Below are 11,547 nucleotides of genomic sequence, written 5' to 3'. Positions count from 1 at the left end.
GCCAGCTGGTCGGCGATCACATCGGGCAGCTTGTCGCGATCCCGTCCGGTATGCATGATGACGAGCCCGGCGCCGGTTTCGGCCGCCACTCGCGCAATGTCGGGCTCACGCTGCAGACCCCAGACGTCGTTGACGATATGCGCACCGGCCTTGACGGCGAGCCGCGCGGTGTCGGCACGATAGGTGTCGACCGAAATCAGCACGTCGCCGACCTGCGCCAACGCCTCGATCACGGGCAGGATACGGGCCTGCTCCTCACAGGCCGATATCGCGGCCGCGCCCGGGCGGGTCGATTCTCCGCCGACATCGATGACGGCGGCTCCTTCCCCGATCATGCGGCGCGCCTGGGCGAGCGCGGGTTCAGGAGCATCAAACAAGCCGCCATCGGAGAAGCTGTCGGGTGTGACATTGAGGATGCCGACGACCACGGCCTTGCCGCCAAGCTCGAGATGGCGCCCATGCGCCAGTTGCCATCGGCCCGCCGTCATTGCGCTTCAACCATGGGCTCATCAACCAAGATGTCATCAACGATGTGTGATCCGCATTGGATCAATTCCGTTGCGCCGGCGAAGGCCGTAAAGCAAGGTGATTGAAGAGGCAACATGATGATACGATCCCTGCTCTGCGCACTGCTGCTTACCGCCGCCGTTCCGGCGAATGCGGCCAATCTGGTGAAGACATACAGCTATTTCGCCATTGGCGGCAGAACGCTGGAGGATATCGAGCAGCAACTTGCCAAACACGGGCCCCAGATCAAAAGCACGGGGTCGCGCCACCCTGGCGCCACCCAGATGGCTTTCACGACACGCATCAGCTACGCCAGCCAGCCGGGCTCCTGCCGGATCGCCGACGCGGTCGTCACCGTCAAGGTCAAGGTGATCCTTCCCGAATGGCGCCGCCCGCGCAAAGCCGACGCCGATGTGCGGCTGTTCTGGGATACCTTGTCCGCCGACATCAAGCGCCATGAAGACCGCCATGTCGAGATAGCCCAGAACCACGGCCGCGCGCTGGAAGACGCCCTGAAGGCAGCTTATCCGCAGAAGGATTGCGACGCCGCAAAGGCCAGGGCCGCCGCGATCACGGCGGCCGAGCTTGCCAAACACGACAGGGACCAGGTGCGGTTCGACCGTGTCGAAGGCGCCAATTTCGAAAGCCGCATCCTGCGGCTGCTGCGTTACCGGATGGAGCGCATCGAGAGCGGCCAGTTGCGGCCGCCGGCCTGAATCTCCTCGCCGCCTCCGTTCGCCTGGGTGCAAGCCAACGGGGCGGAAGCGTAGTGCCAGCTTGGAATTTTTTCGAGCAACCGTCGAAATCGGCCTATACGGAACGACATATCCAGGGTTGCCAAGGGCACAATCCAGAAGCACGGGCATCACGATCGATCACGCCGCGGATGCACCAGACAAGCCCAATGGTGATGCGGCAGCGCAAAGCGCATGGACGAGAAGATTTATGGACCAGGCTGTCGACAAGCAGGCCGTGGCGGCCGTGAGCGCGCCGCTGAGCGAAAGCGAAAAGAACGCCATTATTGGCGGCGTTCTCCTGTCGATGCTGCTGGCAGCCCTCGACCAGACCATCGTCGCGCCCGCCATGCCGACCATCGGGCGCTTGCTCGGCCATGCCGAATACCTGCCATGGATCGTCACCGGCTACCTCTTGACCGCAACCGCCGTGGCACCGCTCTACGGCAAGATTTCCGACGTCTATGGGCGTCGGCCAACCGTCTACGCGGCAATCCTCATCTTCCTTGCTGGATCGCTGGTCAGCGCACTGGCCCCCAACATGTTCGTCCTCATCCTGGGTCGCGCGATCCAGGGGGCCGGCGGCGGTGGTCTTTTCGCGCTGACGCAGACCGTGGTCGGAGACCTCGTCCCGCCGCGCGAGCGGGCGCGCTATGCGGCGTGGTTTTCCGGCACCTGGGCCGTTGCCAGCGTCGCCGGGCCGCTGCTGGGCGGCACCTTCGCTGAGCATCTGCACTGGTCTCTCATTTTCTGGATCAATATCCCGCTGGGCTTTCTTGCCATGGCGATCATCAACAAGCCGCTCAAGAAGCTGCCCATCGCGGCCAAGAACCACAGCATCGATGGCCTTGGCGCATTGCTGCTGATCGTGGCAACGGCGCTGTTGCTGCTGGCACTGAACTGGGGCGGCAGTGCCTACCCCTGGTTATCGTCGGAAGTCATCGGCGTCCTGGCGTGCTCCGCGCTGTTCTGGGGCGCCTTTGCCTTGCGGCTGATGCGGGCGGCCGAACCGCTCATCTCGCTCGAGGTGCTGGGCAACCCGATCGTCCTGGCCGGTACCCTGTCGATGTTCCTGCTCCAGGCCTCCAGCGTCGGCCTTGCCGTGTATCTGCCGGTCTATTTGCAGTCGATACTCGGCCTCACGGCCAGCGAGTCGGGCATTGCAATGCTTGGTCTTCTGCTTGGAACCGTGGGCGGCGCCGCTTCCAGCGGCCGCCTGATACCACGCTTCACCCACTACAAGCGCATCGCCATGGTCGGCGTCGTCTTCGCCATCCTGTGCACGGGCCTGCTGGCTTTTGTCGCCGGCCATGCATCGCTGCTTGTCGTCGAAGCCCTGACCATCTGTATCGGGCTGGGAACCGGCACGACATTTCCGGTAACCACCGTGTCCGTGCAGAACGCCGTCGACCGCATGCATCTTGGCGTAGCGACGGGGGTGCTTACCTTTCTGCGTTCGCTGGGCAGTGCATTGGGGGTGGCGATGCTCGGCGCGGTCGCCCTTGGCTTTGGGTTGCCGCTGGCCGGCGAAGGCGTTCAGGTGGCTGGACATGTCGTATCGGCCCAACCCTTCGTGATGATCTTTCTCGTCGCGGCCGGCACTCTGGGATTAGGCCTCGTCACGCTGACGCTGATGCCCGAGAAAGAACTTCGGGGCTACGTCGATGATCCGGCGCCGATCCTGGCGGAATAACTAGCCGGAAACGCCGAGCTTCTTTTGCAGGCTGGTGGACGAGGTCGTGTACTGGAACACGATGCGCTCGCCGGGGCTGACGATGCGCTTGGCGGCCTGCGCCATCAGCGCCACCTCGTGAAAGCCCGACAGGATCAGCTTCAGCTTGCCCGGGTACCAGTTGATGTCGCCCACCGCGAAGATGCCGGGCACCGAGGTCTGGAACTTCTCGGTATCGACCGGGATCAGGTTCTCATGGAGATTGAGCCCCCATTCCGCGATCGGGCCGAGCTTCATGGTCAGTCCGAAGAACGGCAGCATGCGGGTGCAAGGCACCTCGACGTCGCCATCCGGGCCGCCCTTGATGGTGGCCGATGACAACTGGCCATCGGCTCCGGTGAGCCCGGTCACCTGACCGACCCTGAATTCCAGCTGCTTCATCTCCTGCATGGCGTACATCTTGTTGACGCTGTCGGGCGCCGCGCGAAACTCGGCCCGCCGGTGAACCAGTGTCACGCTCTTTGCCATCGACTGCAGGTTCAGCGTCCAGTCGAGCGCCGAGTCGCCGCCGCCGACGATGACAAGGTCATGGCCGCGGAAGTCCTCCATCCGGCGCACCGAATAGAAGACGCTCTTGCCCTCATAGGGTTCGATGCCCGGGATCGGCGGGCGCTTCGGCTGGAATGAGCCGCCGCCGGCGGCGATGACCACCACCTTGGCCTCGAATACCTCGTTCTCGTCCGTGGTGACGCGAAAGCCGCCGTCTTCCAGCTTCTCAAGGCTGGAGACCATGCGGTTATAGGTGAATTCAGGCTGGAACGGCGCGACCTGCTCAAGCAGCTTGTCGACGAGCCCTTGCGCCGAGATCGAGGGCCAGCCGGGAATGTCGTAGATCGGCTTTTCCGGATAAAGTTCCGCGCATTGGCCGCCGGGCTTGTCGAGGATGTCGATCAGGTGGCATTTCAGGTCCAGCAGGCCGAGTTCGAACACGGCGAACAGGCCGACCGGCCCTGCCCCGACAATGAGGACGTCTGTGCTGATGATGCCGGTCATGATGCGCCTCGCTGCGAAAGTCCGGGCGAGACTGCATGACCAGCGGCCCGCTGCCAAGCGTCAGCGGCAAAAATCGCCCGTGCTGGCTTCAGCCCTGACGCTCGGGCACCCGGACGATCAGGCCGTCGAGCGCGTCGCGTACCTTGATCTGGCAGGACAGGCGCGAGTTCGGCTGGACGTCGTAGGCGAAGTCCAGCATGTCTTCCTCCATCGCCTCGGGCTCGCCGACTTCGGCCGTCCATGCCTCATCGACATAGACATGGCAGGTCGCGCAGGCGCAGGCGCCGCCGCACTCCGCCTCGATGCCCGGGACAGCGTTGCGGATGGCGTTCTCCATGACCGTCGAGCCGTTTTCGGCGTCCACGTCGAAATGTGTGCCGTCATGGGCGATGAAGGTCAGTTTGGTCATTTGTCACCTGAAGGGAGTTTCGCCCCGGACGAAGGGAGTTCGCCCGAGGGGAAAGCGAGTTTCGCCCGAGATAATCACTCCGGCAAACAAGTCAACTGCCGTGCGAAAGCGGCGCTCCGTGACGTTTTTGTCGCAAACCTGGATCAGCGATTGATGGCGGCGATGAAGTCGCGCACTTCGTCGATCAGCCTGCCGAGCCGCTTGAGCGTCTGGGCGTCCTCCGGGCGATGCTCGATATCGGTGACGCAATCGGCGATGGCGAAGGCACCCACGCCACGGGCCGACCCTTTCAAACCATGAGCCAGCAGGAGCCGGTCCTTGATGTCGGCATCGACTATTTTGTCGCGTACCGACAGTGCCTGCTGTACAAACAGCGCCAGCACCTCTTGCTCGAGGGCGCGGTCGCCCATCGTTTGCCGGGCAAGGTGTGCCAAATCGACCGGTCGGGACTGCCTCGTTCCCGATACGTCGCCCCCCGGCATTGAGAAGGCAATGCCGCTTTCGCCACGCATGAACTCGAACTCCATTTTCTTCGGTCGCCTGAAAACCTAGGCGAATCCAGTGGACAACGGGTTAATGGATGGCCCGGAAAAATGTTGCGAAAGCGGCGCCCAAATCACGCTTCCGTTAACCTTATATTTAAAGTTTTACGTATCCCGCGGAATGCATGTTTTCTTTACCCCCCTGTGTCATTACGATACGAGGGTCCATTTTCAGCCTCCTGCGCGGGGGTAAGACAAGCACAATTATAAGCCCCCGCGGCAGCTAGTACAGGGTAGCGAAGGCATGGCGAAGAAACCAACAACGACCAGAACTCTCGACAGCGACGTAGCCAGGGAACTCGAAAAAGCGCTCGATCTCGACCTGAGCGGCGATACCGATAGCGGCGACCTCGATATCGCGGCCTCGATGGAAGATCTGGAAGCGCAGATATCACAGGCCGCCGACGAACTGGCACGCGAGGGACGCAATCAGCAGCCTGCGCCCGTCGTCAATCAGCCCCAGGCCGCGAAGCCCGCGCCAAACGCCAAGCCGGCCGAACTTCGCCCGGTCGAGACGCGCAATGGTGGCCAGCCCGCCGGCTTCGCGCCAGCCAACGACGATCGTCAGAAAGATTACAAGACCCTTCTGCACAGCCTGAACAGGCGCGCCTCCAACACCATTTACTGGGTCATCGCCTTTGTCTCGCTTGCCTGGATCGCGGGCGCCGGCGGACTGGCGAACCTGCTTTTTGGACCGGGCATCTGGCGGATCCGCACGCTGGACCAGTTCTTTGCCCGCCCCGAACTGATCGGCCTTGCCGTCGCGGCTATCGTGCCTGTCATCCTGTTCTGGGCCTTCGCGACGATGATTCGCCGCGCTCAGGACATGCGCATCGCCGCGCAATCGATGACGGAAGTGGCCTTCCGCCTGACCGAGCCGGAAAACATGGCCCAGGATCGCGTCATGATGATCGGCCAGGCCGTCCGCCGCGAGGTGGCTGCCATGGGCGAAGGCATCGAACGCACCCTTGCCCGTGCCGTCGAACTGGAGACGCTGGTCCACAGCGAGGTCAACCAGATCGAGCGCTCCTATTCGGAAAACGAAACCCGCATCAGGTCGCTGGTCGACGGATTGGGCAGCGAACGCGAAGCAGTGGTCACCCATGCCGAACGCGTCCGCGCCTCGATCTCCGGCGCGCACGAGACGCTGCGCGATGAAATCGGCGCGGCAAGCGACATCATTCGTGACAGCATCCTCAACGCGTCGACCAAACTGTCGATGACGATCACCAATTCCGGCGACACGCTGATCGACCGCATCAACGAAAGCTCGATGTCGATCTTCGATTCGGTGGAAGGCCGCCTCGACAACATCACCGACCGGCTTTCGACCTCCGGCGAGGCTTTCGCCAGCCTGCTCGACACCCGTATCGCCAAGCTGACGGACACCACGGACGGTTTGACCCGTTCGTTGACGGACCTGCTCGACGATCGCACCACCGGCATGGTGTCGCTGCTCGGCGGCGCCGCGCGCACCCTCAATTCCGAGTTCGAGGCCAGCCTCAACGGCATCGAACGCACCTTGGCCGAACGCGGCCAGGCGCTGATCAGCGAATTTCAGACCCGCGCCGAAGCGCTGGACACCGGCACCCAGAAGCTCAATGCCGCGCTGGAAGCCCGCGCCCGCCAGATCAACGAAACGCTGGTCGAGCGCGCGCGCGAAATCGCCCACACCTTCGCCGAGAGCAAGGACACGCTGTCGGCCATGATCGATCAGGGCAAGACCCAGATCGGCGCCGACATGGCCGACATCGTCACCTCGACCTCTTCCATGCTCGAAGCGCGCGCCAGCGATTTCGCCGGCCGCATGGAGGCAGCCCGCCACGTCGTGTCGCGCTCCTTCGATGCCGACATCCAGCGGCTCGCCGACGCGCGCGTCGGTATCGAAGAAGCCGTCGAAAACCATAGCCGCAAGCTCTCCGAGAGCCGCGAGCGCATGGCGGCAGCCATGCAGGCGGACCTGGAGAAATTCGACGAAGGCCGCGCCGGCATCGATGCGGCGGTGACCAACCAGGTGCAGAGGCTGGCCGAAGGCCGCAGCCTGATAGCGCGTGCGCTCGAAGAAGACCTGCGCAAGGTCAACGAATCGCGTGCGGCCATCGATGCGTCGCTCGGCAGCCACCTCGAAAGGCTGGAAGAAGGCCGCAACCGGCTCTCACTGGCTCTCAACGAAGACTCCGGAAAATTGGTGCAAGCTCGTACCATCATTGATGAAATGGTGGCCGGGCATGTTGGAAAACTGGCCGAAGGCCGCAACATTTTGTCGCGCGCCTTGGAGGCCGATCTCGGCAAATTGTCCGAGAGCCGCGCCGACATTGACGGCCTTGTCGCCGGCCAGGTCGAGAAAATCGCCGAGGGCCGCGCGGTGCTCGCCAAGGCGCTGGAAAACGACATTGCTGGTATCAAGAACCTCATCGAGGCGCATTCGGCGAAACTGGCCGAGGACCGCACGCAGCTTGGCCGTTCGCTCGAAAGCGACCTGTCGGGGATACGCGGGCTGATCGACAGCCATTCGGGACGCCTGGCGGAAGACCGCAGCCTGCTGTCGCAGACGCTCGAAGCCGACCTCGCCAAGCTGGCCGAAAGCCGCTCCAGCATCGACGGTCTGGTCGCCGGCCAGGTCGAGAAGCTCGCCGAGGGCCGCGACATCCTCAAGCGTGCGCTGGAATCCGACCTCAATACGATCAAGAACGTCATATCGAGCCAGTCGGACAGGCTGGCCGAGGATCGCGGGCAGCTCTCACGTGTTCTGGAAGCCGATCTGCAGAATGTGAACAGCGTCATCGCCGACCACATGAACAGGCTGGTTCAGGATCGCTCGACCTTGTCGAAGGCGCTGGAGGACGATCTCGCCAAGCTGGCCGAAAGCCGCTCCGGCATCGACGGTCTGGTCGCCGGCCAGGTCGAGAAGCTCGCCGAAGGGCGCGATATCCTGCGCCGCGCATTGGAAGCCGACCTCAGCACGGTCAGAAACACCGTTGCCGACCAGTCCCAGAAGCTGGTCGACGACCGCGCCCAGTTCGCCCGCGCGCTGGAGGCCGATCTCGAAACTGTCAACAGCCTTGTCAACAGCCACTCGGACCGACTTGCCCAAGAGCGATCGACACTGTCAAAGGCGCTTGAGGCCGATCTCGAGGCTGTCGGCAGCCACGTCAGCAGTCACGCGGAACGGCTTGTGCAGGAGCGTTCGACCTTGTCGAAGGCACTTGAGGCCGACCTTGAGACTGTCGGCACCCACGTCAACAATCATGCGGAACGGCTTGTGCAGGAGCGTTCGACCTTGTCGAAGGCTCTCGAGGACGATCTTGCCAAGCTGGCCGAAAGCCGCTCCAGCATCGACGGTCTGGTCGCCGGCCAGGTCGAGAAGCTTGCCGAAGGCCGCGATGTCCTCAAGCGTGCGCTGGAGGCAGACCTTGCCAAGCTGGCCGAAAGCCGCTCCAGCATCGACGGTCTGGTCGCCGGCCAGGTCGAGAAGCTCGCCGAAGGCCGCGACATTCTCAAGCGTGCTCTCGAAGCCGACCTGCAGAAGCTGACCGAAAGCCGCGGCGATATCGACGATATCATCGCCGGACATGTCGGCAAGTTGTCCGAAGGCCGCAACATGCTCAGCCGCGCGCTGGAAGATGATCTCGGCAAGCTCGCCGAGAGCCGCAAGGAGGTCGATCGTTCGCTGTCCGGCCACATCGACCAGATCGCGGCCAGGAGCACGGACATTTCCGCCGCGATCGCCGCCGATGTCGACAAGATCGAGCAGGCGTTCAGCCGCCAGACCGGCATCATCGAGGAACGCGCCGGCACCATGGAGCGCGCGCTCTCGACTGGTGTCGACAACGTCCGCAACGTGCTCGAGAAGAGCGCTGTCTTCGTCGCCGGCGCATTGCGCGAAAAGGTGTTGGAAGTCACCAGCACGCTGCACGAACAGGCCGGTGCGGCTTTCAGCGACGCCGATCGCAAGATCGCCGAGCGCGCCGAGCAGACGTCCGCCGCCCTGCTGGCCCGGGCCGAAGACATCGCCCGCACCTTCGAGGAGGCCGATCGTCGCCTCCACGCCCGTGCGGAGGACACGTCGAACGCCCTGCTCGCCCGCGCCGATGACACCTCCAGCTCGCTGCTGGCCCGTGCCCACGAAACCGCCGATCAACTCGCTGCCCGCGCCGGCGAGATCGCCGGCACATTCGACATGGCCGACCAGAAGCTCGCCGCCCGTGCCCAGGAAACCGCCGATCAGCTGGCCGCCCGCGCAAGCGAGATTGCCGGCACGTTCGACGCGGCCGACCAGAAGCTGGTCGCCCGTGCCGTGGAAACGGCGCAGTCGCTGGCCGCTCGCGCCGGCGACATCCTGCGGAACTTCGAAAGCGCCGACCAGCGGCTCGGCATGCGCATCGGCGAATCCGCCGAGGCGCTCGCCGCCCGCGCGTCGGACCTCGGTCGTATCTTCGATGCCGCCGACCAGCATTTGGTCTCGCGCATCGCCGAGGGTTCGGACGCGCTGTCCAGCCGGGCATCCGAAATCGCCCGCATCTTCGACGACGCCGACCAGCGCCTGGTTTCGCGCATCGCCGACAGCACCTCGACGATTGGCGACCATGCGCAGACCATTGTCGGCGCCTTTGCAAGCACCGAGCAGCGGGTCGCCGATCGCGCCCGCCAGACCGGTCAGGAGCTGGCCGTGCACGCCCGCGAAATCGAGCAGGCACTTGCTGGCGCCGACGAGCGTCTTGCATCGAGCGCGGCGGCAGCGGCCGCCCGTGTCGAAGAACAGATCGCTAGGGTCGAAAACCGGCTCGCCTACACCACCGAGACGATGGGCCAGAAGCTCAACGAGCAGGTGTCGAGTGCCGAGGCACAACTCGTATCGCGTGCCAATGTGATCGCGGAAACCTTTACCGCGGTCGGACAACATATCGGCCAGAGCACCAATGACGCGGCCAAGACGATCGGCGCCAACACCCGCGAGCTCAACACCATGCTCGCGGCGCGGTCGGCCGAGATGTCGAAGATCCTCGACGAAACCGCGCGGCCTTTGGTCGAGCGCTTCGCCCAGGGCGGCTCGGAACTGCAGAAGAGCATGGAAGAGGTCACCGAACGCGCGACCGAGAAGCTGCGCAGCGAGAATGCAGCCCTGGTCAACGCACTGGCCAGCCGCACCGCCGAAACCTTGTCGGCGGTCGAAGGCGCCCGCTCGTCGCTATCCGACAGCGTCGCCGATCTGATCGGCCGCATGACCGAGTCCAGCTCGCAGCTCGGTCAGCTGATCGAGCAGGCCGCGGTCAACCTCGGCGAGGTCGACGAACGTCTGACCGGCAGCACGCAAAGCTTCGCGGCGACCACCGAAAAGGCGGCGCAGACCTTTGCCAGCTCGGCGCGTCTGGTCGATTCGAACACGACGAGGCTGACGGAACTGTCGTCGTCGACCTTGCGCGAAGTCGCCTCGATCGCCACCAAGTTCGATGAACACAGCCGCTTGCTGGCCAGCGCCTCGGACCTGTTGAGCTCGGCCCAGAGCAACCTCGAACACACGCTGGAAAGGCAGTCCTCACTTGAGGACCTCGCCGTCGGCTTGGTCAAGAAGTCGGAAGATCTCGAAAGGGTCATGCGCTCGTTCGAAAATCTCGTCGGCCAGACCCTGCAGAACGCCGAGGGCAAGACGATGGAGTCCGCCGACAAGATCCGCAACGCCATCACCGACGTCGTCGATTCGGCAACCAAGCGTTTCGCCGATGCGACCGAGGAGATGCGGCGCACCGCGGGCTCGATCAAGAGTGAACTCGACCTCACCCGCGCCGAGCTCAAGAAGGGCGTCATCGAGATGCCGGAAGAGGCAAAGGAGTCGACATCGGCCATCCGCCGCGCGGTTTCCGAGCAGATCAACGCCTTGAAGGAGCTTTCGGACATCGTGGCGAAGTCCGGTCGTGGCGGCGACACTTCAGAACCGCGCCCCTTGCGTCCTGCGCCGCAGGCGCCGGCGGCACGCGCCGCCGAGCCGCCCCGTCGCGCCCCGGCACCGCAAGCGGATCTGCGCCCGCCACAGGCGCCACTGGGCGGCGCGGGACTGCGCGGCACGCTCGATCTGGAGCGCCCGGCTGAGGCAGCACCGCGCCAGCGTGCCACCGACGCCACTGCCCGCGCGCCGCAAGGCGGCTGGGTGCGCGATCTCTTGACCGCCGCGTCGAACGATGCCGAGCTCAGGCCGGCGGCTCCCCAGGCGCCAGCGGAAGCCCCGCGCGCGGCCCCTGCCCAGCGTTCGCCGGCACATGTCGTGGAATCGCTGAACTCGCTGTCCGTCGATATCGCGCGGGCCATCGACCACGATGCCTCGATCGAGCTGTGGAACCGCTACCGGCGTGGCGAGCGTGACGTGTTCACGCGCAGGCTCTACACGCTCAAGGGCCAGCAGACGTTCGATGAAATCCGCCGCAAGTACCAGGCGGAGGCCGAATTCCGCACCGCCGTCGACCGCTATTGCGACGATTTCGAGAAGCTGCTGAAAGATGTCTCGCGCAACGACCGCGACAACATCATGGCGCAGACCTATCTCACGTCGGACACCGGCAAGGTCTACACCATGCTGGCCCATGCAAGCGGCCGCCTGCATTAGGTGGTCGACAAGCCAAACCGAAAAAGGCGGGG

Annotated in this window: 7 protein-coding genes; 3 read left to right on the top strand and 4 right to left on the bottom strand. The window is 64.3% G+C overall.

Features of this window, described 5'->3' with window-relative positions:
* Positions 1-488 (bottom strand): dihydropteroate synthase (gene folP / locus LB571_RS25700; RefSeq protein WP_224599062.1); only part of this gene is annotated, 488 nt, incomplete at its 3' end.
* Between the two features lie 114 nt (positions 489-602).
* Between folP and LB571_RS25695 the strand changes: the two genes are divergently transcribed.
* Both LB571_RS25695 and LB571_RS25690 read left to right on the top strand, forming a co-directional pair.
* On the top strand, positions 603-1,223 hold the full coding sequence (locus LB571_RS25695; protein ID WP_224599060.1) for a DUF922 domain-containing Zn-dependent protease: 621 nt from the start codon (positions 603-605) through the stop codon (positions 1,221-1,223).
* A gap of 229 nt (positions 1,224-1,452) precedes the next feature.
* Positions 1,453-2,934: an MDR family MFS transporter gene (locus LB571_RS25690; RefSeq protein ID WP_224599058.1), complete on the top strand. Its 1,482-nt coding sequence runs from the start codon at positions 1,453-1,455 to the stop codon at positions 2,932-2,934.
* On the opposite strand, the gene LB571_RS25685 is transcribed toward LB571_RS25690, so the two are convergent.
* The 3 genes from LB571_RS25685 to LB571_RS25675 form a co-directional block, all read right to left on the bottom strand.
* Positions 2,935-3,966 (bottom strand): NAD(P)/FAD-dependent oxidoreductase, encoded by a 1,032-nt coding sequence (locus LB571_RS25685; protein ID WP_224527833.1) that lies wholly within the window; start codon positions 3,964-3,966, stop codon positions 2,935-2,937.
* A gap of 88 nt (positions 3,967-4,054) precedes the next feature.
* Positions 4,055-4,375 (bottom strand): 2Fe-2S iron-sulfur cluster-binding protein, encoded by a 321-nt coding sequence (locus tag LB571_RS25680; RefSeq protein WP_015317672.1) that lies wholly within the window; start codon positions 4,373-4,375, stop codon positions 4,055-4,057.
* A gap of 143 nt (positions 4,376-4,518) precedes the next feature.
* Positions 4,519-4,887 carry an Hpt domain-containing protein gene (locus LB571_RS25675; protein ID WP_015317671.1) on the bottom strand — a complete coding sequence of 123 codons (369 nt, stop codon included), beginning with the start codon at positions 4,885-4,887 and terminating at the stop codon, positions 4,519-4,521.
* 274 nt (positions 4,888-5,161) lie between these two features.
* Between LB571_RS25675 and LB571_RS25670 the strand changes: the two genes are divergently transcribed.
* Complete coding sequence (locus LB571_RS25670; RefSeq protein ID WP_224599056.1) at positions 5,162-11,515, top strand: kinesin; 6,354 nt, start codon at positions 5,162-5,164, stop codon at positions 11,513-11,515.
* Positions 11,516-11,547 lie beyond the last annotated feature (32 nt).

Origin of the sequence: Mesorhizobium sp. BR1-1-4, assembly GCF_020165375.1 — a bacterium.
GTDB lineage: Bacteria > Pseudomonadota > Alphaproteobacteria > Rhizobiales > Rhizobiaceae > Mesorhizobium > Mesorhizobium australicum.
The sequence above is the reverse complement of the archived record's forward strand: the minus strand, read 5'-3'. Positions and strand labels throughout refer to the sequence as shown.

Excerpts from the sequence above, each read along its gene's own strand:
- LB571_RS25670 (WP_224599056.1), top strand. The coding sequence starts at position 5,162 with ATGGCGAAGAAACCAACAACGACCAGAACTCTCGACAGCGACGTAGCC.
- LB571_RS25680 (WP_015317672.1), bottom strand. The coding sequence starts at position 4,375 with ATGACCAAACTGACCTTCATCGCCCATGACGGCACACATTTCGACGTG.
- LB571_RS25675 (WP_015317671.1), bottom strand. The coding sequence starts at position 4,887 with ATGCGTGGCGAAAGCGGCATTGCCTTCTCAATGCCGGGGGGCGACGTA.
- LB571_RS25690 (WP_224599058.1), top strand. The coding sequence starts at position 1,453 with ATGGACCAGGCTGTCGACAAGCAGGCCGTGGCGGCCGTGAGCGCGCCG.
- LB571_RS25685 (WP_224527833.1), bottom strand. The coding sequence starts at position 3,966 with ATGACCGGCATCATCAGCACAGACGTCCTCATTGTCGGGGCAGGGCCG.
- LB571_RS25695 (WP_224599060.1), top strand. The coding sequence starts at position 603 with ATGATGATACGATCCCTGCTCTGCGCACTGCTGCTTACCGCCGCCGTT.